Below are 25,645 nucleotides of genomic sequence, written 5' to 3' on the forward strand. Positions count from 1 at the left end.
CGATCGAAGGTTAGAAAAAAGGAACGGCTAAAAAGCTCGCCAGTCACTAATAAGGCAACTCGAAAACGCCCCCGGTGCCGTGCCTGGGGAATGCACATAAGTCCTGGCTACGGGATCGCAACGAGGAGTTTACGACTGATGAGTACTAAAAAGCCTGCCGCACCTAAAAGCGCACTGGCCGGGACCGATACCCTGGACCGCGGCAACACCAATGCCAAGCTCGAGAGCCTGGAAAAGTTTCGCTCCGACGCCACCGAACAAGCCCTGCGCACCAATCAGGGCGTGAAGGTTTCGGACAACCAGAACACGTTGAAGGTCGGCGCGCGCGGGCCGTCGTTGCTGGAAGACTTCATCATGCGTGAAAAAATCACGCATTTTGACCATGAGCGCATTCCAGAGCGCATCGTCCATGCTCGGGGCACTGGCGCTCATGGTTTTTTCCAGACCTATGAAAACCATTCCGTACTGACCAAAGCCGGTTTCCTACAAGATCCCGGCAAGAAAACCCCGGTCTTCGTGCGCTTTTCCACGGTGCAGGGCCCGCGAGGGTCAGGCGATACCGTGCGGGACGTGCGAGGTTTCGCCGTGAAATTCTTCACCGACGAGGGCAACTTCGACCTGGTGGGCAATAACATGCCGGTGTTTTTCATTCAGGATGCGATCAAGTTCCCTGACTTCGTGCACGCGGTGAAACCGGAGCCACACAACGAGATCCCTACCGGCGGCTCGGCTCACGACACCTTCTGGGATTTCGTCTCGCTGGTGCCAGAGTCGGCGCACATGGTGATCTGGGCCATGTCCGACCGGGCGATCCCGAAAAGCCTGCGCAGCATGCAGGGCTTTGGCGTACACACGTTCCGCTTGATCAATGCCGAAGGAAAATCACGCTTCGTCAAATTCCACTGGCGCCCTACCGCCGGTACTTGCTCACTGGTGTGGGATGAAGCGCAGAAGCTCGCCGGTAAAGACACCGATTACCACCGCCGCGATCTGTGGGAGTCGATCGAGATGGGCGACTACCCGGAGTGGGAGTTGGGCGTGCAGGTCATCGAAGAAGAAAACGAACATAACTTCGACTTCGACATCCTCGACCCGACCAAACTGATCCCGGAAGAACTGGTGCCCATTACCCCGCTGGGCAAGATGGTGCTCAACCGCAACCCGGATAATTTCTTCGCCGAAACCGAGCAGGTTGCGTTCTGCCCGGGCCATATCGTGCCGGGCATCGACTTCTCCAATGATCCGCTGCTGCAAGGGCGGCTGTTTTCCTACACCGATACGCAGATCAGCCGACTCGGTGGGCCGAATTTTCACGAGATCCCGATCAACCGTCCCGTAGCACCCTTCCATAACGGCCAGCGGGATGCGCTGCATCGCACCACCATCGACAAGGGACGCGCCTCCTACGAGCCGAATTCCATCGATGGCGGTTGGCCGAAAGAAACGCCGCCTGCCGCGCAGGACGGTGGATTCGAGACCTATCCGGAGCGCATCGACGCCAACAAGATTCGCCAGCGCAGCGAGTCGTTCGGCGATCATTTCTCCCAGGCGCGCCTGTTTTTCCACAGCATGAGCAAGCACGAGCAGGAACACATCATCTCGGCTTACAGCTTTGAGCTGGGCAAGGTTGAGCGTGAATTCATCCGTGCACGTCAGGTGAACGAGATCCTGGCCAATATCGATCTGGAACTGGCCAAACGCGTGGCGCAGAACCTTGGTTTGCCGGCGCCGAAGGCTGGCACCGTCGAAGTGCGTAAAACTTCACCCGATCGCTCACCGGCCTTGAGCCAGGCCAACCTGCTGCCGGGGGATATCAAAACGCGGAAAGTGGCGATTCTGGCGGCCAACGGTGTCGATGGTGCTGCGATTGATGCGATGAAGAAGGCGCTGAAGGCAGAAGGTGCGCACGCCAAGCTGCTTGGCCCGACTTCCGCGCCAGTGACCACCGTCGATGGCAAGACACTGCCGGTGGACGCTTCAATGGAAGGCTTGCCTTCGGTGGCATTCGATGCGGTGTTCGTACCCGGTGGCGCGGCGTCGATCAAGGCGTTGAGTGGCGATGGCGTAGCGCTGCATTACCTGTTGGAAGCATACAAACACTTGAAAGCGATTGCGCTGCATGGCGAGGCGAAGCAGTTGCTGGACGTGTTGAAGCTTGAGGTGGATGCGGGGCTGGTCGTGGGTGCGGATGCCCAGTTGATCAAACCGTTCTTTGCCGCCATCGGGCAGCATCGGGTTTGGGATCGGGAGCCTAAGGCCAAGGCGATTCCGGCTTAAGGCTTTGTATCGTTAGGGAGGACGCCTTCGCGAGCAGGCTCGCTCCCACAGGGTTTGGGTTTGATCATAGAAAGTGTAATCAACCCCGATTCACTGTGAGAGCGAGCCTGCTCGCGACGCTTTCAGGGTTTACGCGGACTCAAGACGATCTGCGCCGGAACGTTGCGCAGGATCTGCTTCTGCAGATTCAGATCGAACTCCGAATCCAGCTTCTTCACCCGCTTAGTCAGCAACGTCGCCAACCATGGGTAATCCTGGGTACGCGGCGCCTGAATGCTGACATCGCACTGGTAATTCACCACATCGGCGGCAATCGCATCCAATTGACGGCGAAGTTTGCTCATATCAGTGAGGTTCAAGGCAATTGTGGTGCTCTCAGCCGTAGGATCAATGACTTTGGCCGGTGGCTTGGCCTCGGCCGCCATGAGCGCCGCTTCAGCCCTGTCCAGTTCAGCTTTACGGGCATTGACGATGGCGTTGTTGACCCCACCCGTCAGCGCCGGAGCCTTTGGCATTAATGCCCGGGCCCGGGCCAGCGCCGTAGCGGCCGCATTTACATCGCCCTTTTGCAGCACGATCTGGCTGCGACGCAGGTAGGCTTCGGCCAATTGCCGCTGATAGTGCACAAGGGACGGATCGTCTGGCGACTGGGCCTGCAAGGTCGCCAACTGGTCTTCGGCGGTGGCCAGCTCGCTGCTGGCCAGGTTTTGTTCCAGCTGCGCGATGGCCGTGGCCCGGGCATCGGTCGCCGCAGTGGTGGCCGATGGCGTGCTTTGGCAAGCGCCCAGTAGCAGCGAAAATGCGACAAGGAGCAGATAACGGGAGGCTGACAGCTTCATTCCTGCGACTCTCTATTTGCGCAAAAAACGAGCAAGTCTACACCCCTCGACGGGGCAGGACAAAACTCAGCAGAAACAGTGCGGCGGCCGTCACAACAATCGACGGGCCCGCCGGGGTGTCTTTGAACCACGACAACGCCAGCCCGCCACAGACCGCGAGCATGCCCAGCAGGCTCGCGCCCAGCGCCATCTGTTCCGGCGAGCGAGCGTGACGTTGTGCCGCAGCCGCCGGGATAATCAACAGCGAAGTAATCAGCAACACACCGACGATTTTCATCGCCACAGCGATCACCACCGCGATCAGCAACATCAGGGCCAGGCGTAGCGCCGGCACGGGCAAACCTTCCACCCGGGCCAGTTCTTCATGCACCGTGATCGCCAACAATGGCCGCCACAACGTCACCAGCAACGCGAGAACACCGGCGCTGCCACCGAGTATCCAGGCCAAGTCGGTCGGGCTGATCGCCAGCAAGTCACCGAACAGATACGCCATCAGGTCGATCCGCACTTCGTGCATGAAGCTTAGTACGACCAGGCCCAGAGAGAGCGTGCTTGGTGCGAGAATTCCCAAAAGCGTGTCGGACGCCAGCGGCTGACGCTGTTGCAACGTCACCAGCAGCACCGCCAACAGCAAGCAACCGACGGTGACGGCAACGGTAGGGCTGACATCCAGCAGAAAGCCCAATGCCACGCCGAGCAAGGCCGCGTGGGACAACGTGTCGCCGAAATAGGCCATGCGCCGCCAGACCACGAACGAACCCAGCGGTCCTGCGACCAGCGCCAAAGCCAGACCTGCAAGCAGGGCGTAGAGCAGAAAATCAGCCATGCTTGCAGCTATCTCCATGGACATGGGGTTGGGCCGTCGGGGCCGCGTTGACCACCGAACCATGCAGGTCATGGGCGTGGTCGTGGTGGTGGTGATAAATCGCCAGGCTTTGTGCGTTTTTGCCAAACAGCTCGACGAAAGCCGGATCGCCGCTGACTTGTTCCGGGTGCCCGGAGCAGCAGACATGACGATTCAGACAGACCACCTGGTCGGTGGTGCTCATGACCAGGTGCAAATCGTGGGAGACCATCAATACCCCGCCGCCGTGACGGTCGCGCAGCCGCGTGATCAGGCTGTAGAGCTCGGCTTGGCCGGCCACATCGACGCCTTGCACCGGTTCGTCGAGCACCAGCAGTTCCGGCTCACGCAGCAGGGCTCGAGCCAGCAGCACACGCTGCATTTCGCCACCGGAAACACTTTGCACCGGGCTGTCGATCACCTGCTCGGCGCCGACTTCCTTGAGTGCAGCCAAGGCCCTGGCACGGTCCACGCCGGGCACCAGACGCAAAAAGCGCAGTACCGACAACGGCAGCGTCGGATCGACGTGAAGTTTTTGCGGCATGTAACCGACCCGCAGTTTCGGCTTGCGCCAGACGCTGCCGCTGTCCGGTTTCAACAGACCGAGCACCGCGCGCACCAGCGTGGTCTTGCCCGCGCCATTCGGGCCGATCAGGGTGACGATCTGCCCCGGCTCGACGCTCAGCTCGATGTTATCCAGCACGTTTTGCCCGGCAAAGGTGACGACAACCTGCTCGAGGCGAATCAGCGCATTGCTCATCAAGCCCCCTGGCAACCCGAGCAGAGGCCGACCACTTCAACGGTCTGGCCTTCGACGACGAAACCGACATCCTTGGCGCTGCTGATGATCGCGTCGCTGATGGATTTCTGTTCGAGCTCAATGGCGGCGTGACATTCGCGGCAGATCAGGAATTGACCCTGGTGGGCATGCTCCGGGTGATTGCAGCCGACGAAGGCGTTGAGCGAGGAGATGCGGTGGACGAGGCCGTTTTCCAACAGGAAATCCAGCGCACGGTACACGGTAGGCGGCGCAGCGCGGCGGCCATCCTGCTCACTGAGTACCGCGAGAATGTCGTAGGCACCCAACGGCTTGTGACTTTGCCACACCAGCTCCAGCACCCGCCGACGCAAGGCGGTCAGGCGCAGGCCTTGACGTGCGCACAAGGCATCGGCCTCAGTCAGTGCGCTATGTACGCAATGAGAGTGGTCGTGGGGACGGCTGGCAATCGGTGTTTTAGGCATGAGCGGCGACGAGTTTTGTGAGAGACGTTATTATGTTACCCGTTCTCGCCTCTTCGAGTGGTCATCGTGTCCCGACTTTTTTCTATCTTTGTCACATTTGCCGCAAGTTTTCTGTTCATTGGCTCAGCTCAAGCCGACGTCAAAGTCCTCACCAGCATCAAGCCGCTACAGCTGATTGCCGCTGCGGTGCAGGACGGCGTGGCAATCCCGGAAGTGCTGCTACCACCGGGCGCTTCACCGCATAACTATGCCTTGCGTCCTTCCGACGTACGGAAGGTGCAATCGGTGGATCTGGTTTACTGGATCGGTCCGGACATGGAAGGGTTCCTGCCTCGCGTGCTGAACGGTCGAACGCTGCCGAGCGTCGCTGTGCAGGATCTGCCGGGACTGAAACTTCGCCACTTCGGCGAAGACAACCATTCGCACGCGGAAGAAGCCGATGAGCATGACCACGATCATCGCCCTGGCAGCCTGGACGCGCATTTGTGGTTGTCTCCGGTAAACGCTCGCGTGATCGCCACAAAAATGGCTGCTGACTTGAGTGCAACCGATCCGGCCAACGCCACGCGTTATCAGAGCAACCTCAAGGCGTTCGATGAGCGTCTGGATGCAATGGATCTTCGCTTGAAAGCGCGTCTGGCCAGCATCGCAGGCAAACCGTACTTCGTATTCCACGAGGCCTTCGACTACTTTGAAGACGCCTACGGCCTCAAGCACGCCGGCGTATTCAGCGTCGCCGCCGAAGTCCAGCCGGGCGCCCAGCACGTCGCAGCGATGCGCACGCGGTTGCAGGAAGTCGGCAAGACCTGTGTGTTCAGTGAGCCGCCGTTGCGTCCGCGCCTGGCGGAAACCCTGGTGGCAGGCCTGCCGGTGAAATTGGCGGAGCTGGATGCGTTGGGCGGGTACACGCCGGCGACTGCGCAGGGGTATGAGCAGGTGCTGGAGAAGTTGGGGAATGATTTGGCGGGGTGTCTGGAGTCGTTGTAACGGCGGGATCTGCGACGCCCCATCCGCGGGCAAGCCTCGCTCCTACGGATTTTGTGCCGTTCACAGATAATGTGCACGACACAAACCTGTAGGAGCGAGGCTTGCCCGCGAAGCTGTTAAAGGGCGAACGGTAGCGGCGTACTGACCTTCTGCCGCTGCGCCAACCGCTGCTGAAACTCCATCGGATCGTGAATCAACACGTCCTGACCGGCAAACGACTCCGCGGCAATCAACCGTGACAACCAGAACCGCACACACGCCACGCGCAACATGGTCGGCCACAGTTCAGCCTCTGCGGCAGTGAACGGACGCAACGCGGCATAGGCCCCGAGCAACGCCCGCGCCCGCGGCCCGTCGATCAGCCCGTCGTCATCCGAACACCAGTCATTCAAGGCAATCGCCACGTCATAGAGCATCGGTCCCGAGCACGCGTTGTAGAAGTCGATCAACCCGGTCAGGTGCGTGCCTTCGAACATCGCGTTGTCGCGGAACAGATCCGCGTGGATGTTGGCCCGTGGCAACGCCAGGATTTTCGTCTTCTGCTGAGTGATTTCGTCCAGCGCCCGCTGCAACAAATCACTCTGCTCGGCATTCAGGTGGGAGAGCAACTGCGTGCCCTCCTCCAGCATCCAGTCCAGGCCACGATCGGTTTTGCGCTTGATCATGTTGGCCTGGGTCGCCAGATGCAGATGGCCCAGCAACTCGCCGACTTGGGCGCAATGCTGCGCGTTGGCTTCCTTGATGTGCTTGCCGGCCAGGCGTGGTTGCAACAGCGCAGGCTTGCCGGCCAGTTCGCGCAAGGCCACGCCGTCAGTGGTGCGCAGTGCGTAAGGCACCGGCAAGTCGGCTTCGTGCAGCACATCGAGCAGTTCGATGAAGAACGGCATCTCCTGAACCGGACCGCGCTCGACCAGGGTCAGGACAAATTCGCCCTGCTCCAGGCTGATGAAGAAATTGGTGTTTTCACTACCGGCGGCAATTCCCTGGAAATCAAGCAGGCGGCCGAGCCCGTATGGGGCGAGAAAGGTTTCCAGCTCGGGCCGAGCCAGCGGGGTGAACACAGACATGTTTAAACTGCCAGTACGGGCGCCGCTGCATGAGCCAGCGCCGATTGAAATTAAGAAACTACTTCCATTCAAAAATCTTCCACGACGGAATCAGCATATCCGGCTGATCCGAGCGGATGAAGTTTGCATCTGTCCCATCCGCACGCACCAGGAAATACGGCGGTCCGACCTTCGGCGTGACCTTGATCGCGTACAGGAAACCGTTTTGGCGGTACTCCTGAATCGTTTTGTCCCCTTCCGTGCGGATCGTGACTTCCGGCTCCGGTGTGGGCGCATCATCCGCCGCCATGACGGCCAGGGGAACGGTTGCAAACAAGCCAGCCAGCAACAGGCGATTTAGTGTGCGCATGATAACCTTGTCCCTTTGTCGTCAACGGTCCCGCTATTCTAGCGCCGGACCCGCCGAAAAGGTTGATCCTGCTCATGAGCCAAGCCCCCCTCGTCCTGGTGGACGGTTCTTCTTACCTGTATCGCGCCTTTCACGCCCTGCCGCCGCTGACCACTTCCAAGGGTTTGCCGACCGGAGCGGTCAAAGGCGTGTTGAACATGCTCAAGAGTCTGCGCAAGCAGTACCCGGACAGTCCGTTCGCCGTGGTGTTCGACGCCAAGGGCGGGACATTCCGTGACGAAATGTTCGCCGAGTACAAAGCTAACCGTCCGAGCATGCCCGACGACATGCGCGTACAGATTGAGCCACTGCATCAGAGCGTGATCGCGCTGGGCTTCCCGTTATTGTGCGTCGAAGGCGTCGAGGCCGATGACGTGATCGGCACTTTGGCCCGCAGCAGCGCAGCAGCTGACCGACCAGTGGTGATCTCCACCGGCGACAAGGACATGGCGCAACTGGTCGACGGCCACATTACCTTGGTCAACACCATGACCGGTAGCGCGCTGGACGTGGAGGGCGTGAAGGAGAAATTCGGCGTCGCTCCCGAGCAGATCATCGATTATCTGGCACTGATGGGCGATTCTTCCGACAACATTCCGGGCGTTCCAGGCATTGGTCCTAAAACCGCTTCCGGCCTGTTGGTGGGCGTGAACGGCGGTCTGACCGAGCTGTACGCACAGCTCGACATCGTTCCGACCCTGCCGATTCGCGGCGCCAAGACCCTGCCGGCCAAGCTCGAAGAGCATAAGGAGATGGCATTCCTCTCCTATCAATTGGCAACCATCAAGATCGACGTGCCGCTGGACATCGGGCTCGACGACCTGCAAATGGGCCGGCCGGATCACGACAAACTCGCTGAGCTCTACACCCTACTCGAATTCAAGAGCTGGTTCGAAGAGAACCAGCGCGATGCCAAGCGTTCCGGCCAGGAAGTTACCGTGCCGGTGGCTGAAGAAGCCGCAGTCGAGACCGAGCTCAAGTACACCACGATCCTCACCCAGGCCGATTTCGACCTGTGGCTGAAGAAGCTCAACGACGCCAAATTGATCGCCTTTGATACCGAAACCACCGGCATCGATGCGCAGCAGGCGCAGCTTGTCGGCCTGTCGTTTGCTGTACAGGCCAACGAAGCAGCCTACATCCCGCTGACCCATTCCTACATGGGTGTGCCGGATCAGCTTGATCGCGACACCGTGCTGCGCGCGCTGAAACCGATTCTGGAAGATCCGAACAAACTCAAGGTCGGCCAGCACGCCAAGTTCGACATGAACATCCTCGCCAACTGCGCCATCGGTGGCGACCAGAATTGCGGCATCACCGTGCAAGGCATCGCGTTCGACACCATGCTCGAATCTTACGTGCTGGATTCCACCGCGACCCGCCACGACATGGACAGCCTGGCGCTCAAGTACCTGAACCACACCACTACGAGCTTTCAGGACATCGCCGGCAAAGGTGCCAAGCAGCTGACGTTTGACCAGATCTCGCTGGAACTGGCCGGGCCTTATGCCGCCGAAGACGCCGACGTGACGCTGCGCCTGCACCAGACCTTGCAGGAAAAGCTCAATGCCATTCCGAGCCTGAGCAAAGTCCTGAGCGAAATCGAAATGCCGTTGGTGCCGGTACTGGCGCGAATCGAACGCCAGGGCGCGTTGGTTGATGCCAACCTGCTGGGCATCCAAAGCGTCGAGCTCGGCGACAAAATGGTCGCGCTGGAGCGTGAGGCATTCGCCATCGCCGGTGAAGAATTCAACTTGGGCTCGCCGAAGCAATTGGGCGTGATCCTGTACGAAAAGCTCGGGTTGCCGATCCTCAGCAAAACCGCCAAGGGCCAGGCGTCCACCGCCGAAGCCGTCCTGGCGGAACTGGCCGAGCAGGATTACCCGTTGCCCAAAGTGCTGATGCAGTACCGCTCGATGAGCAAGCTGAAAAGCACTTACACCGATCGCCTGCCGGAACAGATCAACCCGCGCACCGGGCGGATTCACACGTCCTATCATCAAGCTGTCGCGGCAACCGGGCGCTTGTCGTCCAGCGATCCGAACTTGCAGAACATTCCAATCCGCACGGCCGAAGGGCGGCGGATTCGTCAGGCGTTCGTCGCGCCAAAGGGCTACAAGCTGCTGGCGGCGGACTATTCGCAAATCGAGCTGCGGATCATGGCGCACCTGGCCAAGGACGAAGGTTTGCTGCACGCCTTCCGCAATGACCTGGACGTGCACAAGGCCACCGCCGCCGAAGTGTTCGGCGTGGAACTGGCCGACGTCACCACCGATCAACGTCGCAGCGCCAAGGCGATCAACTTCGGTTTGATCTACGGCATGAGCGCGTTTGGCCTGGCCAAGCAGATCGGCGTTGATCGCAAGCAATCCCAGGCATACATCGACCGTTATTTCGCCCGCTATCCGGGTGTTCTGGCGTACATGGAACGCACCCGCACCCAGGCGGCCGAGCAAGGTTTTGTCGAAACGATCTTCGGCCGACGCCTGTACCTGCCGGAAATCAACGCGAAAAACCCGGCCCTGCGCAAAGGCGCCGAACGCACGGCGATCAACGCCCCGATGCAGGGTACGGCGGCGGACATCATCAAAAAAGCCATGGTGGCGGTGGATAACTGGCTGACCTCCTCGGGCCTCGACGCCAAAGTCATCCTGCAGGTGCACGATGAATTGGTGCTTGAGGTGCGTGAAGATCTGGTCGACCAGGTCCGCGATGAAATTCGCGTGCACATGAGCGACGCCGTGAAGCTGGATGTACCGCTTCTGGTCGAGGTTGGCGTAGGCAATAACTGGGATGAGGCTCACTGAGCCGTCTGAAAGGGCGTTTTCTGCTGCGGCATAGTGCCGCGGCAGATGGGTCAAGAGCCCTTATTTCGGAAAGAAATCACACTTATTACAAATGGTTTCTGAAGCTCCGGAACTAAACCTGTGAACTGCCACTCAGAGTTACTGAATGGCTGGTGAAGCCCTTCGATGCTCCTATGTTGTGTTAAGTGTTGGCAGATATCTGGACCCCGCCCTAGCGGTCCGGAACTTGAACCCCGGAACTTCCCCCTCCCCATAAGAAGTCCGGGGTTTTTTTTGCCTGCGATTTATTGCTCCGCAACCTCGGAGCCTTTGTCCGCCAGCTCCATCCAGCCTGCCAATACAGTGTAGGCGTCTTCCAGACCCATGCGCTTTGGCGCCGAGAACAGCTGGATGCTAATCGCATCGCCCCATCCTTTGCGGATGTCTGCCTGAACCTTGAGCAGCACGTTTTTCGCCGCGCCATAGGTCAGCTTGTCAGCTTTAGTCAGCAAAATGTGCATCGGCATGCCACTGGCGACGGCCCAGTCGAGCATCAACAGGTCGAAATCGGTCATTGGATGACGGATGTCCATCATCAAAATCAGGCCTTTCAGACTTTCGCGACCACCCAGATAAGCTTCCAGGTGACGCTGCCAGTGCAGCTTCAACGGGATAGGCACTTTCGCGTAACCGTAACCCGGAAGGTCGACCAGACGACGATCATCGTCTAGCTTGAAGAAGTTCAAGAGCTGCGTGCGACCCGGAGTTTTCGAGGTTCGCGCCAGGCTAGCGTGCGTCAGGGTGTTCAGCGCGCTGGATTTGCCGGCGTTGGAACGCCCGGCGAAGGCCACTTCAAAGCCTTCGTCGTCGGGACATTGATCGACTTTGGCAGCGCTGAGCATGAAGGTGGACTGTTGGCACAGGCCGAGGATGGGGTTCTTGAGTTGCATGGGATTTCCGATGTGGGCGGCGCCGGGAATGGACGCGGCAAGCGGTGTCGTTTCCGTTTCAGTGACGCCAGTATATAATGCCGCAGATTTTGTGTGCGCTTTGTCCCAGCGTAGGATGAAGTTCACGAGAGCGATTGACCTTGATTGCGCATTAGAACGCAGAACGCTCTCAACCCTGAAAAGGTCGTTTTATGACGAAATGGCTGCTAGCTGCCGGTGTCTTGATGCCGCTTTACAGCGCTCAGGCTACACAGGATCCGGAAGCTGTGTACAACCGTGTTTGTGGTGCCTGTCATTCCGGCCAACTACCCATGGCGCCCAAAAAGGGCGACCAGGAAGCTTGGACGCCGAGGTTGGCGAAAGGTATGGGGACGCTGGTGCAACACGTGACCCAGGGTTTCAAGGCGATGCCGCCGCGTGGTTTGTGCATGGACTGCAGTGCCGAGGATTACCAGGCAATCATCCAGTGGATGAGCGAGTGATCCCGGTCCATAACTCTTTAACCCTTAGCCGTAGTTGGATTAGCTGATGAACAAATTGATCGTGAGTCTGCTGTTGACCGTGGGGATCTCCGGCGTAGCCCATGCTGCAGGTGATGCAACTGCTGGTCAGGCGAAAGCCGCAGTATGTGGCGCCTGTCATGGCCCGGATGGCAACAGCATGGCGCCTAACTTTCCGAAACTGGCAGGCCAGGGCGAGCGTTATCTGAACAAGCAGCTGCACGACATCAAGTCCGGCAAACGCACCGTTCTGGAAATGACCGGCCTGCTGACCAACCTGAGCGATCAGGACCTGGCTGATATCGCCGCTTACTTCGCCAGCCAGAAAGGCAGCGTTGGCGCCGCCGACCCGAAAGTCGTGGCTCGCGGTGAGGCCTTGTTCCGCGGTGGCGACCTGGCCAAGGGCCTGCCAGCCTGCACCGGCTGCCACTCTCCGGATGGCAAGGGCAACGCGGCTGCCGGCTTCCCGCATCTGGGTGGTCAGCACGCTCAATACGTTGCCAAGCAATTGACCGACTTCCGCAAGGAAGAAGGCGGTCGTGCCAACGATGGCGATACCAAACCAATGCAAAGCATTGCCAAAAAGCTCAGCGACGAAGATATCGCTGCGGTGTCCAGCTACATTCAAGGCCTGCACTAAGACCGGCGAACAGGGCGTGCCGCGGGAAGTACATCTCCTGCAACGTTAACGCTCTATTAATCCGTCGCAGCAAGTATAAAAAGGGTGGCTCAGGCCGCCCTTTTTTGTGGCCGCTGCCGTTACACTACAGAACTCAAGCCCGCCAGGACCTGTCTGAAAACAGGTCGCGCGAGGCGACCCAAATTGTCCAGGAGTAAAGCATGCGTAATCTGATCATCAGCGCCGCACTCGTCGCTGCCAGCCTGTTCGGCATGACTGCCCAAGCCGCCGAAGCACCCGCCGCCCCTTATGTCGAACTGACCAATCCGGTTCCGGTCGCCGTGCCTGGCAAGATCGAAGTCGTGGAGCTGTTCTGGTACGGCTGCCCGCATTGCTACGCTTTTGAACCGGTGATCAACCCTTGGGTCGAGAAACTGCCTTCCGACGTGAACTTCGTCCGTATCCCTGCCATGTTCGGCGGCCCATGGGACGCACACGGCCAGATGTTCCTGACCCTTGAAGCGATGGGCGTAGAGAGCAAGGTTCACGCTGCGGTATTCAACGCAATCCAGAAAGAACACAAGAAACTGACCGACAAAGACGACATGGCCGACTTCCTGGCCACTCAAGGCGTAGACAAGGACAAGTTCCTGGCCACCTTCGACTCCTTCGCCATCAAGGGCCAGATCAACAAAGCCAAAGAACTGGCAAAGAAATATGAAATCTCCGGCGTCCCAACCATGATCGTCAACGGCAAATACCGCTTTGACGTGGGCTCTGCCGGCGGTGCCGAAAAAGCGCTGGAATTGGCCGACAAACTCGTCAACAAAGAGCGAGCGGCTAACAAGGCTGCTGCCAACTAAGCGCGGGGCCCACCATGCGCCGCTGGGGAACTGAACGTGTCGTTGGCCTGCATGATCCGCGGGTCAACGAGCATCACCTGGAATCGACGGGATTGCCCGCAGACAGCCGTCTGCGCTTGCTCAGTTTCAATATCCAGGTCGGCATCAGTACCGAGCGCTATCGGCACTACTTGACCCGAGGCTGGCAGCATCTGCTGCCGCACACCGGGCGTGCCGACAATCTGCAAAAGATCGGCAATCTGCTGGGCGACTTCGATCTGGTCGCCTTGCAGGAAGCCGATGGCGGCAGCCTGCGATCAGGCTACGTCAATCAGGTTGAACACCTGGCGCAGCTCGGCGCCTTTCCCTACTGGTATCAACAACTCAATCGCAATCTCGGTCGCCTCGGCCAGCACAGCAATGGCGTGCTCAGCCGCCTGCGCCCGTGGGCAATCGAAGATCATCCGCTGCCGGGGCCCAAGGGCCGCGGGGCGATTCTGGTGCGTTTCGGCGAAGGTCCGGAGGCGCTGGTGGTGGTGATGATGCACCTGGCACTGGGCGCTCGGGCTCGCAGTATGCAACTGGCTTACATCCGCGAGTTGATCGGCGGTTACAAACACCAGGTGCTGATGGGCGACATGAATACCCACGCCAGTGATTTGCTGCAGAACTCCCCGTTGCGTGACCTCGGTCTGCTAGCACCGCAACTGGAAGCGACCTTCCCCAGCTGGCGCCCGCAGCGCTGCCTCGACCATATTCTGCTCAGCCCCACACTGACCCTTGAAAAGGTCGAAGTGCTGGCACAACCGATTTCAGATCACCTGCCCGTCGCGGTAGAGATTCGTCTGCCGGGTTCGCTCACGGCCGATGCATTCCCCGCGTTGAGTCCTGCCCCTTCGCGGATCCCATGAATGAGCGACGAAACACAGCGCTGGAAAGAGAAATACCTTAAAAGCATCGAACAACAGGAAAAGCTCGAACGCCGATGGGATGCCCGGCTCGACTTGCTGCGCCGTGGGCTGGTGCGCAGCACCCTGGCCGCAGAAGGCACCGATCGCGCCGTTGACCAGTGCATGAAGGAAATGCGCGAAGTCGTGCGCACCGATGACATGGACGCCGGTCTGGCCGCCCTGCTTCCGCGCCTGGAAAAAGCCGTACTCGACTCCGAGCAGCGCCGGGAAACCCGGGTCAACCAGACCAGCGCCGCATTGACTGCACTGGTGACTCAGCTGCAAACACTGCCACTGCCTCGAGAAGTCAGCCGGACGCTGAAGAACTTTGCCAAACAACTGGATGGTCGAGTCAGTCAGGCCCGTGAGATTCCGTTGCTGCTCAGCGAACTGAGTGGCCTGCAAGGCAAAGCCTTACGTCAACTGGATACCCCGGCAGAACCTGATCGCCCCGGTTTTCTGCAGCGCCTTTTTGGTAACCGGGAAGCGGATGAAGCCACCCCGCAGGCCACCGTTCCTGCGGTGCAAGCGGCGCCCCTGCAAACTGTCGAACCGATTGCCGAGACCCCGCCGGCAACGGTTGATCTTGCACCCGCGGTGGAGCATCCGCCAGTCGAACAGCCAACGGTCATCGACGTCCAACCTGCCGCTGCGATCCCTGAATCACTGGAAGTACAGGCAACGGAACCTGCTCCGGAATTGGTGGTGTTTGTCCCGCCTGTGCTTCAGTCAGAGACTGCATTTGCGCAAGCGGTAGAGCCACAGACCCAGCCGAACATCGAACAACCGATAGATCCAACGCCAGCCGAGCAAGAGCCACAGGCAGTCAACCCGGATGAACTGACCCCGGTGACCATCGAGGCGGAGCACCTGGCGCCAGAGGAAGTTCTCTACGCCCTGCCCGACTCACCCGAGCCGTCCTATAGTTCAGTCGCCAAGCATATCGAAGACACGCTCCTTGGCCTCCTCGACGACCTGACGCTGCCCGAACGCCATCGACCACAAGCCGAAGCGATGCGTGATCGTCTGCAAAACGGGTTGAACTGGTACGAACTGATCCCGATCCTCGATGATCTGGCGACGTTGATGCTGGCGATCACCGACAGCGGCCAGCACGAATTCGAAGCGTACCTGCAGCAACTCAACGAACGTCTTGAATCGTTCCAGAGCAACTTGCAAGCTGCCAGCGACGGCCATGCCGACAACCGCTCGGCTGCACGCGAGATGGATACGCAGATTCGCGAGCAAGTCGACGGCCTGCAGAGCAGCGTGCAAGAAGCGGCGGACCTGGACGACCTCAAGCACGTCCTGGAGAACCACCTCGAAGGCCTGCTCGGCACCATGGATCAACACCAGAAACAGCGCGACGAACGTGAGCAGGAAGTCGCGGCTCGGTTGCAAAGCCTGGCCGAACGCGTGGCGCACATGGAACAGGAAGCGCTGGGCTACCGCGAACACCTTGAAGAACAACGGCAGAAAGCGCTGCTCGATCCCCTCACCGGCCTGCCCAATCGCGCGGCCTGGAGTGAGCGGCTGGAACACGAAGTCCGCGAATGGCAGCAACACGGCAACATCCTGTTGCTGGCGATGCTCGACCTCGACCACTTCAAACGCATCAATGATAACTACGGTCACCTGGCAGGTGACAAAGTGCTGAAAATCATTGCCAGCGTGTTGCGCAAACGCCTGCGCGGGACGGATTTCATTGCGCGGTTCGGGGGTGAGGAGTTTGTCTTGCTGATGCCCGACACGTCACCGATAAATGGCGCACAACTGCTGGATACTTTGCGCGCATCGATTGAAGCCTGCCCTTTTCACTTCAAGGGCGAGCGGGTGACCATCACCATTTCCATAGGTTTTACGGCATTCAAACCCGGAGAACACAGCGACCTGGTGCTTAAAAGAGCCGATCAGGCGCTATACCGTGCGAAAAATGCTGGTCGCAATCGCGTCGAGGCTGGTTGACAGCCAATTGTTCCATTTTATTTAAAACAGCGCTTTTGCGCTCTGCGCGCAAGTCAGTACGTTACACTGTTGCATTACTGACTTGCGCGTACTGCCTCCTGCCATGAAATGTCTTGCCTTCTTTACGTCGCTGCTCCTGTTGGCCGGTTGTGCCAGCGGCCCGCGGATCGACACCAGTCACCCTTCAGCCAATCACGACAGTCGTATTCAGTTCGTGGTGGTGCATTACACCTCCGCCTCCCTCGAGCGCTCCCTGCAATTGCTGACCCACGGCGAGGTCAGCAGTCACTACCTGATCGGTGACGACAAAGGCGCCACCATCTATAAGCTGATGGATGAAAATCTTCGGTCCTGGCACGCAGGCGAAAGCGAATGGCAAGGCCGGACCTGGCTGAACTCCAGCTCCATCGGCATCGAGATCGTCAATCCTGGCTTCAAAGACACTCCGACGGGCCGCCTTTGGTATCCCTACAGTGAAGATCAGGTTCAGTCGCTGATCTTCCTGCTCAAAGACATCAGCAAGCGTTACAACATCAACCCTCGTTCCATCATCGGGCACAGCGACATCGCGCCGCTGCGCAAGCTCGATCCCGGCCCGCTGTTCCCCTGGAAGCGCCTGGCCGGCGAAGGCATAGGCGTCTGGCCAAACGAGCAGGCCGTCGCACGCCAGCAAACCCAGTTCGCAGCAGAACTGCCGAGCATCAGCTGGTATCAGGGACAGCTGGCCCGACTGGGTTATGCCACGCCACAAACGGGCGAGCTTGATGTCGCCACGCGCCATGTACTGGCGGCCTTTCAAATGCATTTCCGCCCCGCTCGATTCGATGGCACTCCTGACGCTCAGACGGCGGCGCTTCTACAAGTTTTGAATCAGACAAAATAATGACGGCCGCCCGACGGTAAGGGCTTTTTCTCAATCAGCAGCTATAACTCATTGGTAATTCTTCGGATATCCATAATGGCTGTAGCTCGAGAGACGCTCCGTAGCTGGTTCTATCGCCCTTGGTTTTTGGCGACGCTGGCTGCTGCCTTGAGTGCAACGCTATTGATGACCGCCAGCCTGTTTCTGGCGATGCATCAAGTGGAGCAGCGGGAAAGCCAGGAAATGAATGCCCAGGGCGAGCGTTTCCTCGCCCGGCTTGAACAGCTATTCGGGCAGCTACGCGAAAGCCTCGACGATCTGGAAGCCCAGCCCCTGCGTGGCTGCGATGATGAAATGATCGCAACCTTGCAACAGGTCAGCTTCAATTACCGATTCGTTTATGAAGCTGCCTATATGGACGCCTCGCGGATTTGCTCGAATCGCCCTCGCCAGGAAGGGCTGTCGCTGAGTCGACCACCGGACATCAAGGGCCCCACCTACAGCTACTGGCTGAACACCACCACCGAGCCCGATGAAAACCGTGCTGCGCTGATGCTGGGACGCGGCAACTTTCGGGTCGCAACCTCACGCGGCCATTTGACCGACATGGTCGATCTATCCCCGGGCAGTAGCCTGCTGGTGGTGCTCTCCCATGGCACTCGTGCGATTCCTGTCCTCGGTGCCGCACAGGCCTGGCCGCCCACGGAATTCTGGCCACTGGAAAGCCGCGATGCGCTGCAGGTGACACAAACCCGCTTGATTTACCGCATGCCCACCAACAACCCCGAATACCAATTGGTGCTGATCACCCCACGCACGAACATGCATGTGCCAGCCGTGTGGTGGTGGCTGCTGCCGGCCAGTCTGGCGCTGAGTGCCTTGGTCGGTTTCATGGTGTTTCTGCTGGTGCGCCAGCGTCAGTCACTGGACGCTGAACTGAACGGCGCCATTCGACGGGGCGAATTGCAGGTGTTGTATCAGCCGATCTTCGATCTCGACAGCCGCAACTGTGTCGGGGCCGAAGCCTTGCTGCGCTGGCGAAGGCCGGACGGCACGCTGACCAGCCCCGACCTGTTTATCCCGATGGCGGAAAACACCGGCCAGATCCGCCAGATGACCGACTTCGTATTGCAGCGACTTCTCGAACAACTGGGGCAACTGCTACGCGCCAATCCGCAGTTGTACATCTCCGTCAACCTTGCAGCTTGCGACGTCATGGTGCCGCGTATCGGCCAGGTGATGGCACGCCTGCTGACCTTGCACCGGGTCGCGGCAAAGCAGATTGCTTTTGAGGTGACTGAGCGGGGCTTGATCGATGTAGTGGTGGCCAGGGAAAACCTGCAAGCCTTGCGCGATGTCGGGCATCAGGTCCTGATCGATGATTTCGGCACGGGCTATTGCAGCCTCGCCTACCTGCAAACCCTGCCGGTGGACTGCCTGAAAATCGACAAGGCGTTCATTGATGCGCTGGGCCATGATGCCGCCAGCAGCGGCGTGGCACCGCACATCATTCATATGGCCCAGGCCCTGCAACTCAGGGTGATTGCCGAGGGCATAGAACATGAAGCCCAAGCGGCGTTTCTGAGCAGCGAAGGCGTCAAGTATGGTCAGGGCTGGCTGTTCGCCCATGCACTGAGCGCCGTGCAGTTCATCGAACTGATTACCCGTGGGCGCCGATTGAGCAATCGACGCCTGGATGATGAAGCCTGAGCAGACTGCTGGGTCTACACCGCCAGCGCCATATAGAACTGCGTGCCCTGTCCCGGCCGCGAATAAACGCCCATTCGCCCGCCATGCAACTGAACGATTTCCTTGCACAACGCCAAACCAAGCCCGGCACCGCCCTTCTTGCGTCCGACCTGGACGAAGGGCTCGAAGATCCGCCCCTGCTGACCGTAGGCAATGCCTTCACCGTTGTCTTCAACGCTGATGATCACTCGCTCGCCATGGCGCCGCGCCTGCAAACGTATCAGTCCATCCTGGGCGGTATGACGCAAAGCGTTATCGATCAGGTTATCGAGCACCCGGTCCAATTGCGCCTGGTCGGCCTGCAATCGGGGTAACGGCCCCTGCACTTCCACCCGCAGCTCAATACCCTTCTGCGCCGCAGCCCCGGCAAAGCGTGTCTGAGCCTGTTCCAGTAACTCTTCAATGGAACAAGGCGCCAGCGTGAGTTTCTGCAACCCGTTTTGGTAGCGCGAGAAATTCAGCAGGTCGTTGATCAGCTGCATCAAGCGCTGCATTTCTTCGTTCACGGTGTCCAGTAAATCGGCTTCGCGAGAGTCTTCAGGAAATTTCGCCCGTTCGCGGAACAGCCCGAAGGCCATGTGCATCCCGGTCACCGGGGTGCGCAACTCATGGGAGGCGCGCAAGACGAACTCGCTGCGCACCCGTTCGAATGCACGCTGTTCTGTGACGTCATGCAGCACCATCACGGCGCCAAGAATGTGGCCCTGCGTATGGCTGACAGGGGTCAGGCTGTACGTCAGTAACCTCGACTCACCGTCGACCTCAATACTCAGGTCTTCCGGCGCCCGCTCCAGGGTCCCGCCGCGCAGCACCAATTGCAGCTGCTCATCCAGTTCAGGACGATCGAGCGCTGTGCCCAGCCCTTGACCGAGTCGGTCGGTGTCCCACCCCAACTGACGCTGGGCCACGGGGTTGAGGTGTTCCAGATACCCTTCGCGGTCGATCATCAACAACCCATCGTCGATGCTGTCGAGTACCGCTTGCAAACGCTGCTGACCGGCGAGCAGCTCGTCGATGTTCATCGCCTGATGCTCACGCAGCGCCTCTGCCATGATGCCGAAGCGCTTGGTCAGCTGGTTCATTTCCTCGGCGGAGGAAACCGGCAGTGTCACCTCGAAATTACCCTGGCCGATGTCGTCGGCAGCCTGGACCAACGCTTCAATCGGAGCGCCAAACCGCCGGGCGATTGCATGGGCGGTCACGAACCCGATGATCAGCACGGCCAGCCCTATCAAACCGAGCAGCCCGGCAATCAGCAACGCGCGTTCCCGGGCCTGGCGTTCGATGTCATTGATGTTATCCAGGGAACGCTTTTGTTCAGAGACGAGACCGCTGCGCAGGGTATTGAATTTTTCCAACAGCGCCTCGTTGCCGGTCAATACGGGCACCGAGGCTTGTGTGTGATCGTAGGCCTGAAGAAAGTCGAGGTAGTCAGCCTTCGCCTGTGTGAAACCGTAGCCGCCATTGCCGGATTGCTGAAGGGAAGTGCCTTCGTCAAGCAGCTCGAGGTAGTGCTGCCGGGAGGCCTGGAACGCTGCGGGATCGGGATTTTCGTCGATCATGATCATCAGTTGATCGCCCAAGGCCTGACGCAATTTCAAGCCCAGGTCCAGCGTGACAAAGTTGTTGCGAACCAGCACTTCCTGGGTGCCAGCCATCTGCATCACGCTGACCAGCCCGAGCAAGAGCCCAAGCAGCGCCACGGTAATCAGCGCCGAAATACTCAGGAACAGCCGAGTACGCAGCTTCATCGCCAGTTTCATTGCCGGCTCACAGGTTGTACTGCTTGCGTTTGCGATACAGGGTCGAGGCATCGATGCCAAGTGTCTTGGCCGCCTGATCGAGGGTATCGGCGGTGGCGAGGACGGCACCGATGTGGGCTTTCTCCAATTCATCCAGGCTCAACGCCGCACCGATTCGGGGGGCGTTGTTGGTCGGGGTCTCGGCCATGCCCAAGTGGCTGATCTCGACCCGTTCCTGAGGGCAGATAATGCTCGCCCGCTCCACCACGTTACGCAGTTCGCGGATGTTGCCGGGCCAGCGGTAACCCAGCAACGCTTCGCGAGCCTCGTCGCTAAAGCCACGTGCCGGACGTGCGTACTCCTTGACGAAACGCGCCAGGAAACGGTCGGCCAGGTTCAGAATGTCCTCCCGGCGCTCGCGCAGTGGCGGCAAGTGCAAGGTGATGACGTTCAGGCGATAGAGCAGGTCTTCACGGAAACGGCCGTCGCGCACCATGTCTTCGAGGTTCAGGTTGGTCGCGGCGAGGATGCGCACATCGGCGCGGCGGGTCACGGGGTCCCCCACGCGCTCGTATTCCTTGTCCTGAATGAATCGCAGCAACTTGGGTTGCAACGTCAGGGGAAAGTCGCCGATCTCGTCGAGAAACAAGGTACCGCCGTCCGCTTGATTGACCCGCCCCAAGGTGCTTTCGCTGGCACCGGTGAAGGCGCCTCGGCTGTGGCCGAAGAGTTCACTTTCCATCAATTCCGCCGTCAGCGACGGGCAGTTGATGGTGACGCAGGATTTCTTCTGGCGTTTGCTCCAACCGTGGATGGCTTGGGACAGTTCACCTTTACCGGTACCGGACTCGCCGAGAATCAGAATGTTGGCGTCAGTGCTGGCGACCTGCCGTGCGGTTTCGAGAACCACTTTCATGGCCGGGCTATGGGAATCCAGTCCGTCCTTGGGTTTACGCACTTCGCCTTCAAGGGCTTCCAGCCGTGCCGAGAGTTGCCGAACTTCCAGCTGTTTGGCGGTGGCCAGACGCAACTGGTCGGGGCTGCAAGGTTTGACGAGGTAGTCGGCGGCACCGGCCTGGATCGCATCCACGGCGGTGTCGACAGCCGAGTGAGCGGTGACGATCACCACCCGCATCCAGGGTGCCTGAATGCGCATCTGAGCCAGCACATCCAGGCCATTGTCTTCACCCAGGCGCAGATCGAGGAAGCACAGATCAAACACCTGACGTTGCAGCAACGCATCGGCCTGCGCTGCACTGTTCGCGGTGGCGACGCTATAGCCTTCATCTTCAAGGCAATAGCGGAAGGTTCGCAGAATGGCGGATTCGTCATCCACCAGCAGAATGCGGCCTTGATGCTCAGTGGCTGATTCCATGTTCCTGCGCTCCTTTAATGAATGATCTTGAGTTAGTCCCGGAAAAATCGGGCAAGTTGCATGGTTGATTCTGATCCATTCCGGCCATGGCAGGGTAGCTCTCTACTCATCCATTAGCTAATGGACTGATTTCTCTGGTTTTTTGCACAAAAATCGCCGTTGAGGCGATTACCTGCGTTCTTTTCTGACATCCGCGCCCTCCTCTCAATTCAAAAATAATCAAAGTTGCCGGGAAACGATCGTGCAATACGCACGACCCTGCACGGCCCATCGTGCAGGATGCGTCCGTCATGATTTATACGTCAGATTTAACATATTGATTTAAAACGATTTTTTTCTTTGAAAAAGCTGGCATGCAGGCTGCAATAGCCTAGATAACCAGGGCCATTTTGAATCGACGCCCACTAAACAAGATCACCACCAGAGTGGGAGGAGTTTCAGGATGAATCGCCAACGTGTCGCCCAATTGCGTATCTCGCCTTTGCATATCCAACAAGGACTGTTTGGCATTCTGGCGCTGCTGATCACGTTGATCGCAGGTCAGCAGTTTTTGCTTTGGGAACAGAGCCAGCAACCAGAGGCTCCGCACCTGTCGATTCAACGCGCTACCCAGACCCATTTCAGCGCCGTCAGCAGCAGCCAGGCTGACCTCGCACCGATGCGAATGATGGACGTCGACCAGGCGCAGCCTGTGGATGAGATGCCCCGTCAGGAACGTTGGGTGTTCTGAGCAACCGGACTTGGCGCGCTCAATGCGCCGGGAAAAGCAACACAAGCTGCACCTCTAATATAGAAGCGTAAGGAGAATCACCATGTTGAGCTGGGCAATCACATTCTTGATCATTGCCATCATTGCTGCAGTACTGGGCTTCGGTGGTATCGCGGGCACCGCCACGGGTATCGCCAAGATTCTCTTTGTCGTGTTCCTGGTGATGTTTATTGCTTCCTTCTTCTTTGGCCGTCGCGGTCGAGGCTGAACATGAGCGTTTTGTTAAAGACACTGGCAGCCGCCCTGCTTCTGGGCGGTAGTGCCATGGCGATGGCGGCCAATGACGGCCAGACGCGGGCCAGCGAATTATTGAATTCGGACCCGCAGTACCGTGAAACGTGGACTAAAGTCGTTAAAAAGGAAGAACGACTGCCGGAATGGGTGATGAACCTGTCTGGCGATGCCGAGCAAATGAATGCTGTTGAAGAGGATGGCGACAAGTACCTGGTCGGGCCGCTTTGCGAAACGCAACCGACGTGCCTGAGCAAGCGCTTGATCGTAGCTTTCAGCTTCGACAAACAGGACGCCTACGCCATGCTGGTCGAAGTACCTGCAGGATTGCCGGCCGACAAGTCGCCAACGCGACATGCCGACTACCGCTTCCTCGGGAAACCGAACCAAGGCATGCAGGACATGTTGATGGAACAGCTCAAGAAAGATCCGAACTGGTACTGAGTTTGAAACACGAAAGGAGCAGCATCGCTTCTTTCCAGTGCGCTACCCGAGGAAGGTAGACGCATGACCAAGGGGTCGGGACGTTCTGACTGTTTCAGGGTCGGAGTGACCTACGGGCACATGGAGTGTCTGCGCAAGGGCCGGGTCAGGTAATAAAGCTGCGACGCAAGTTCGCCAGCCCAGAGTGGCTGGACGGACTTGCGAAGAGCTTCAACGTGCAAAGCGTTGATCTAGAGCACTGCACCCTATTCCCCCTACTGCATATTCCCCACAAAACCGTTTCGCGGTGTTTCTTCACGACCGTATATCGAGAAACCTTCGACTTTCGGCAGAAGAGTTTTCGCTGCCAAACGTAGGCTTTTTCCGAAATTTCGTCATGAATTCAACTGTTTAAAAAACAACCAACCTCCTCTGAAATGGCCGGTTCACGGCACTTATGCCTGCCGAAATGTCGTATTCGAACCGGTTGGGACGCGAGTTTCAATTAAAAAAGCTCATGCCGATTCGGCATAGGGTAGGCGTTTACGGCATTAGACGTCGCATCCTTGCATCGGAATAGTTGCGCCTTTTTTCGCCTGCCAGAGAGCCGAAACAAAGCGCTCCGGGGCACCTTATACGGGGGCAGATGCGCAGACTTTTTCGCCACGAGCGTTCCAGTTCTTGCATTCGCCTGAGTCAAACGCAAGTAAGGGTAAAGATATGAAGAAGGCAAAGCTCAGCCTCGCCTGGCAGATCCTCATCGGTCTGGTTCTGGGGATAGCAATCGGTGCGCTGCTCAACCATTTCAGTGCCGAAAAAGCCTGGTGGATCAGCAACGTCCTGCAACCGGCAGGCGATATCTTTATCCGTCTGATCAAGATGATCGTGATCCCGATCGTCATCTCCTCGTTGATCGTCGGCATCGCTGGCGTAGGCGATGCGAAGAAACTCGGGCGTATCGGCCTCAAGACCATCATTTACTTCGAGATCGTCACCACCATCGCCATCGTGGTCGGTCTGGTGCTGGCCAACGTGTTCCATCCGGGCACCGGCATCGACATGAGCACCCTGGGTACGGTGGATATTTCCAAGTACCAGGCCACAGCTGCCGAGGTTCAGCATGAACACGCGTTCATCGAAACCATCCTCAACCTGATCCCGTCGAACATCTTCGCGGCCATGGCCCGCGGCGAAATGCTGCCGATCATCTTTTTCTCCGTATTGTTCGGCCTCGGTCTGTCGAGCCTGCAATCGGACCTGCGCGAGCCGCTGGTGAAGATGTTCCAGGGCGTATCCGAGAGCATGTTCAAAGTCACCCACATGATCATGAACTATGCCCCGATCGGCGTGTTCGCACTGATCGCGGTGACCGTGGCCAACTTCGGTTTCGCTTCTCTGATACCGCTGGCCAAACTGGTGATCCTGGTTTACGTCGCCATCGCCTTCTTCGCCTTTGTCATTCTCGGCCTGATTGCCAGGATGTTTGGCTTCTCGGTGATCAAGCTGATGCGCATCTTCAAGGATGAGCTGGTGCTGGCCTACTCCACCGCCAGTTCCGAAACCGTGCTGCCGCGCGTGATCGAGAAGATGGAAGCCTACGGCGCGCCGAAAGCCATTTGCAGCTTCGTGGTGCCGACCGGTTACTCGTTCAACCTCGACGGCTCGACCCTGTACCAGAGCATCGCGGCGATCTTCATTGCCCAGCTGTACGGCATCGACCTGTCGATCAGCCAGCAATTGCTGCTGGTGCTGACCCTGATGGTGACGTCCAAAGGCATCGCCGGCGTACCGGGCGTGTCCTTCGTAGTGCTGCTGGCCACCTTGGGCAGCGTGGGTATTCCGCTGGAAGGCCTGGCCTTCATCGCCGGTGTAGACCGCATCATGGACATGGCGCGTACTGCCTTGAACGTGATCGGCAATGCCTTGGCCGTGCTGGTCATCTCCCGCTGGGAAGGCATGTACGACGATGCCAAGGGCCAACGCTACTGGAATTCGCTGCCGCACTGGCGCAGCAAGGAAAAGCTGCCAGTTGGCGAGGTTTCCAAGAACTAACGCAAAACCTTGCAGGAGTGAGCCTGCTCGCGATAGCGGTGCATCAAACAACAGAGATGTTGGATGTGCCGCCTTATCGCGAGCAGGCTCACTCCTACAAAGGTCCGGTGTAAGCCGAACAAACAAACCCCGGAGAAATCCGGGGTTTGTCGTTTCTGCACACCCCGCTATCATTCGCGGCATTCT

General features: G+C 58.8%; 23 protein-coding genes. 14 read left to right on the forward strand and 9 right to left on the reverse strand.

The genetic code is table 11. The features are described 5' to 3' along the window. The first annotated feature begins 138 nt into the window (after positions 1 to 138). Entirely contained in the window at positions 139 to 2,277 is a 2,139-nt protein-coding gene (katE, locus tag AC1ROI_RS32500) for a catalase HPII (RefSeq protein ID WP_102594701.1), read from the forward strand. Positions 2,278 to 2,399: 122 nt separating this feature from the next. Here the strand turns inward: katE and AC1ROI_RS32505 are convergent, their stop codons facing one another. Genes AC1ROI_RS32505 through zur form a run of 4 tightly spaced genes read right to left on the reverse strand, consistent with a single transcriptional unit; the run spans position 2,400 to position 5,202 of the window. Beyond that, positions 2,400 to 3,116 (reverse strand): PA5502 family lipoprotein, encoded by a 717-nt coding sequence (locus tag AC1ROI_RS32505; protein ID WP_102594700.1) that lies wholly within the window; start codon positions 3,114 to 3,116, stop codon positions 2,400 to 2,402. 37 nt (positions 3,117 to 3,153) lie between these two features. Further along, on the reverse strand, positions 3,154 to 3,942 hold the full coding sequence (znuB, locus tag AC1ROI_RS32510; RefSeq protein ID WP_010465635.1) for a zinc ABC transporter permease subunit ZnuB: 789 nt from the start codon (positions 3,940 to 3,942) through the stop codon (positions 3,154 to 3,156). Continuing rightward, positions 3,935 to 4,720: a zinc ABC transporter ATP-binding protein ZnuC gene (gene znuC / locus AC1ROI_RS32515; protein ID WP_102599726.1), complete on the reverse strand. Its 786-nt coding sequence runs from the start codon at positions 4,718 to 4,720 to the stop codon at positions 3,935 to 3,937. The genes znuB and znuC overlap by 8 nt, the downstream gene beginning before the upstream one ends. Continuing rightward, positions 4,720 to 5,202, reverse strand: coding sequence for a zinc uptake transcriptional repressor Zur (gene zur, locus AC1ROI_RS32520; protein ID WP_010465632.1), 483 nt, complete (start codon positions 5,200 to 5,202; stop codon positions 4,720 to 4,722). Before zur ends, znuC begins: the two co-directional genes overlap by 1 nt. Before the next feature lie 66 nt (positions 5,203 to 5,268). Here zur and znuA point away from each other — a divergent pair, with 66 nt between their 5' ends. Beyond that, positions 5,269 to 6,189, forward strand: coding sequence for a zinc ABC transporter substrate-binding protein ZnuA (znuA, locus tag AC1ROI_RS32525; RefSeq protein WP_102594699.1), 921 nt, complete (start codon positions 5,269 to 5,271; stop codon positions 6,187 to 6,189). 116 nt (positions 6,190 to 6,305) lie between these two features. On the opposite strand, the gene AC1ROI_RS32530 is transcribed toward znuA, so the two are convergent. Together AC1ROI_RS32530 and AC1ROI_RS32535 are read right to left on the reverse strand one after the other, a co-directional pair. Then, positions 6,306 to 7,256 (reverse strand): homoserine kinase, encoded by a 951-nt coding sequence (locus tag AC1ROI_RS32530; RefSeq protein ID WP_083375345.1) that lies wholly within the window; start codon positions 7,254 to 7,256, stop codon positions 6,306 to 6,308. A gap of 58 nt (positions 7,257 to 7,314) precedes the next feature. Beyond that, positions 7,315 to 7,605, reverse strand: a complete 291-nt coding sequence (locus AC1ROI_RS32535; RefSeq protein WP_010465626.1) for a DUF2782 domain-containing protein — start codon at positions 7,603 to 7,605, stop codon at positions 7,315 to 7,317. Between the two features lie 74 nt (positions 7,606 to 7,679). Between AC1ROI_RS32535 and polA the strand changes: the two genes are divergently transcribed. Next, positions 7,680 to 10,451 carry a DNA polymerase I gene (gene polA / locus AC1ROI_RS32540; RefSeq protein ID WP_102594698.1) on the forward strand — a complete coding sequence of 924 codons (2,772 nt, stop codon included), beginning with the start codon at positions 7,680 to 7,682 and terminating at the stop codon, positions 10,449 to 10,451. Positions 10,452 to 10,735: 284 nt separating this feature from the next. On the opposite strand, the gene yihA is transcribed toward polA, so the two are convergent. Next, a complete protein-coding gene (gene yihA / locus AC1ROI_RS32545) occupies positions 10,736 to 11,380 on the reverse strand; it encodes a ribosome biogenesis GTP-binding protein YihA/YsxC (protein WP_010465622.1) in 645 nt (214 codons plus the stop codon). Positions 11,381 to 11,571: 191 nt separating this feature from the next. Between yihA and AC1ROI_RS32550 the strand changes: the two genes are divergently transcribed. The 7 genes from AC1ROI_RS32550 (at position 11,572) to AC1ROI_RS32580 (ending at position 18,828) form a co-directional block, all read left to right on the forward strand. Next, positions 11,572 to 11,862, forward strand: coding sequence for a c-type cytochrome (locus AC1ROI_RS32550; protein WP_010465620.1), 291 nt, complete (start codon positions 11,572 to 11,574; stop codon positions 11,860 to 11,862). 46 nt (positions 11,863 to 11,908) lie between these two features. Beyond that, positions 11,909 to 12,520 carry a c-type cytochrome gene (locus tag AC1ROI_RS32555; RefSeq protein ID WP_010465618.1) on the forward strand — a complete coding sequence of 204 codons (612 nt, stop codon included), beginning with the start codon at positions 11,909 to 11,911 and terminating at the stop codon, positions 12,518 to 12,520. A gap of 200 nt (positions 12,521 to 12,720) precedes the next feature. Next, complete coding sequence (locus tag AC1ROI_RS32560) at positions 12,721 to 13,362, forward strand: thiol:disulfide interchange protein DsbA/DsbL (protein ID WP_102594697.1); 642 nt, start codon at positions 12,721 to 12,723, stop codon at positions 13,360 to 13,362. A gap of 14 nt (positions 13,363 to 13,376) precedes the next feature. Continuing rightward, a complete protein-coding gene (locus AC1ROI_RS32565; RefSeq protein ID WP_010465613.1) occupies positions 13,377 to 14,252 on the forward strand; it encodes an endonuclease/exonuclease/phosphatase family protein in 876 nt (291 codons plus the stop codon). Next, positions 14,253 to 16,256 (forward strand): GGDEF domain-containing protein, encoded by a 2,004-nt coding sequence (locus tag AC1ROI_RS32570; RefSeq protein WP_102594696.1) that lies wholly within the window; start codon positions 14,253 to 14,255, stop codon positions 16,254 to 16,256. 103 nt (positions 16,257 to 16,359) lie between these two features. Then, positions 16,360 to 17,139 carry an N-acetylmuramoyl-L-alanine amidase gene (locus tag AC1ROI_RS32575; RefSeq protein WP_010465609.1) on the forward strand — a complete coding sequence of 260 codons (780 nt, stop codon included), beginning with the start codon at positions 16,360 to 16,362 and terminating at the stop codon, positions 17,137 to 17,139. Between the two features lie 75 nt (positions 17,140 to 17,214). Beyond that, positions 17,215 to 18,828 carry an EAL domain-containing protein gene (locus AC1ROI_RS32580; RefSeq protein ID WP_042932459.1) on the forward strand — a complete coding sequence of 538 codons (1,614 nt, stop codon included), beginning with the start codon at positions 17,215 to 17,217 and terminating at the stop codon, positions 18,826 to 18,828. 14 nt (positions 18,829 to 18,842) lie between these two features. On the opposite strand, the gene AC1ROI_RS32585 is transcribed toward AC1ROI_RS32580, so the two are convergent. Both AC1ROI_RS32585 and algB read right to left on the reverse strand, forming a co-directional pair. Continuing rightward, positions 18,843 to 20,630 (reverse strand): ATP-binding protein, encoded by a 1,788-nt coding sequence (locus AC1ROI_RS32585; protein ID WP_102594695.1) that lies wholly within the window; start codon positions 20,628 to 20,630, stop codon positions 18,843 to 18,845. 7 nt (positions 20,631 to 20,637) lie between these two features. Continuing rightward, the gene (algB, locus tag AC1ROI_RS32590) at positions 20,638 to 21,984 is read right to left on the reverse strand and encodes a sigma-54-dependent response regulator transcription factor AlgB (RefSeq protein ID WP_010465602.1); all 1,347 of its coding nucleotides are present in this window, start codon (positions 21,982 to 21,984) and stop codon (positions 20,638 to 20,640) included. Positions 21,985 to 22,426: 442 nt separating this feature from the next. Here algB and AC1ROI_RS32595 point away from each other — a divergent pair, with 442 nt between their 5' ends. The 4 genes from AC1ROI_RS32595 (at position 22,427) to gltP (ending at position 25,459) form a co-directional block, all read left to right on the forward strand. Beyond that, the gene (locus tag AC1ROI_RS32595) at positions 22,427 to 22,714 is read left to right on the forward strand and encodes a hypothetical protein (RefSeq protein WP_010465600.1); all 288 of its coding nucleotides are present in this window, start codon (positions 22,427 to 22,429) and stop codon (positions 22,712 to 22,714) included. An 82-nt stretch (positions 22,715 to 22,796) separates the two neighbouring features. Next, the gene (locus AC1ROI_RS32600; protein ID WP_003177151.1) at positions 22,797 to 22,961 is read left to right on the forward strand and encodes a DUF1328 domain-containing protein; all 165 of its coding nucleotides are present in this window, start codon (positions 22,797 to 22,799) and stop codon (positions 22,959 to 22,961) included. Positions 22,962 to 22,963: 2 nt separating this feature from the next. After that, positions 22,964 to 23,428 carry an inhibitor of vertebrate lysozyme family protein gene (locus tag AC1ROI_RS32605; RefSeq protein ID WP_102594694.1) on the forward strand — a complete coding sequence of 155 codons (465 nt, stop codon included), beginning with the start codon at positions 22,964 to 22,966 and terminating at the stop codon, positions 23,426 to 23,428. A 699-nt stretch (positions 23,429 to 24,127) separates the two neighbouring features. Further along, positions 24,128 to 25,459 carry a glutamate/aspartate:proton symporter GltP gene (gene gltP / locus AC1ROI_RS32610; RefSeq protein ID WP_010465575.1) on the forward strand — a complete coding sequence of 444 codons (1,332 nt, stop codon included), beginning with the start codon at positions 24,128 to 24,130 and terminating at the stop codon, positions 25,457 to 25,459. Positions 25,460 to 25,645 lie beyond the last annotated feature (186 nt).

The organism is Pseudomonas sp. GW823-FHT02C02 (assembly GCF_058797635.1).

Bases quoted from the DNA above. Each gene is read 5' to 3' on its own strand.
- katE (WP_102594701.1), top strand. From the start codon at position 139: ATGAGTACTAAAAAGCCTGCCGCACCTAAAAGCGCACTGGCCGGGACC.
- AC1ROI_RS32505 (WP_102594700.1), bottom strand. From the start codon at position 3,116: ATGAAGCTGTCAGCCTCCCGTTATCTGCTCCTTGTCGCATTTTCGCTG.
- znuB (WP_010465635.1), bottom strand. From the start codon at position 3,942: ATGGCTGATTTTCTGCTCTACGCCCTGCTTGCAGGTCTGGCTTTGGCG.
- znuC (WP_102599726.1), bottom strand. From the start codon at position 4,720: ATGAGCAATGCGCTGATTCGCCTCGAGCAGGTTGTCGTCACCTTTGCC.
- zur (WP_010465632.1), bottom strand. From the start codon at position 5,202: ATGCCTAAAACACCGATTGCCAGCCGTCCCCACGACCACTCTCATTGC.
- AC1ROI_RS32530 (WP_083375345.1), bottom strand. From the start codon at position 7,256: ATGTCTGTGTTCACCCCGCTGGCTCGGCCCGAGCTGGAAACCTTTCTC.
- AC1ROI_RS32535 (WP_010465626.1), bottom strand. From the start codon at position 7,605: ATGCGCACACTAAATCGCCTGTTGCTGGCTGGCTTGTTTGCAACCGTT.
- polA (WP_102594698.1), top strand. From the start codon at position 7,680: ATGAGCCAAGCCCCCCTCGTCCTGGTGGACGGTTCTTCTTACCTGTAT.
- yihA (WP_010465622.1), bottom strand. From the start codon at position 11,380: ATGCAACTCAAGAACCCCATCCTCGGCCTGTGCCAACAGTCCACCTTC.
- AC1ROI_RS32550 (WP_010465620.1), top strand. From the start codon at position 11,572: ATGACGAAATGGCTGCTAGCTGCCGGTGTCTTGATGCCGCTTTACAGC.
- AC1ROI_RS32555 (WP_010465618.1), top strand. From the start codon at position 11,909: ATGAACAAATTGATCGTGAGTCTGCTGTTGACCGTGGGGATCTCCGGC.
- AC1ROI_RS32560 (WP_102594697.1), top strand. From the start codon at position 12,721: ATGCGTAATCTGATCATCAGCGCCGCACTCGTCGCTGCCAGCCTGTTC.
- AC1ROI_RS32565 (WP_010465613.1), top strand. From the start codon at position 13,377: ATGCGCCGCTGGGGAACTGAACGTGTCGTTGGCCTGCATGATCCGCGG.
- AC1ROI_RS32570 (WP_102594696.1), top strand. From the start codon at position 14,253: ATGAGCGACGAAACACAGCGCTGGAAAGAGAAATACCTTAAAAGCATC.
- AC1ROI_RS32575 (WP_010465609.1), top strand. From the start codon at position 16,360: ATGAAATGTCTTGCCTTCTTTACGTCGCTGCTCCTGTTGGCCGGTTGT.
- AC1ROI_RS32580 (WP_042932459.1), top strand. From the start codon at position 17,215: ATGGCTGTAGCTCGAGAGACGCTCCGTAGCTGGTTCTATCGCCCTTGG.
- AC1ROI_RS32585 (WP_102594695.1), bottom strand. From the start codon at position 20,630: ATGAAACTGGCGATGAAGCTGCGTACTCGGCTGTTCCTGAGTATTTCG.
- algB (WP_010465602.1), bottom strand. From the start codon at position 21,984: ATGGAATCAGCCACTGAGCATCAAGGCCGCATTCTGCTGGTGGATGAC.
- AC1ROI_RS32595 (WP_010465600.1), top strand. From the start codon at position 22,427: ATGAATCGCCAACGTGTCGCCCAATTGCGTATCTCGCCTTTGCATATC.
- AC1ROI_RS32600 (WP_003177151.1), top strand. From the start codon at position 22,797: ATGTTGAGCTGGGCAATCACATTCTTGATCATTGCCATCATTGCTGCA.
- AC1ROI_RS32605 (WP_102594694.1), top strand. From the start codon at position 22,964: ATGAGCGTTTTGTTAAAGACACTGGCAGCCGCCCTGCTTCTGGGCGGT.
- gltP (WP_010465575.1), top strand. From the start codon at position 24,128: ATGAAGAAGGCAAAGCTCAGCCTCGCCTGGCAGATCCTCATCGGTCTG.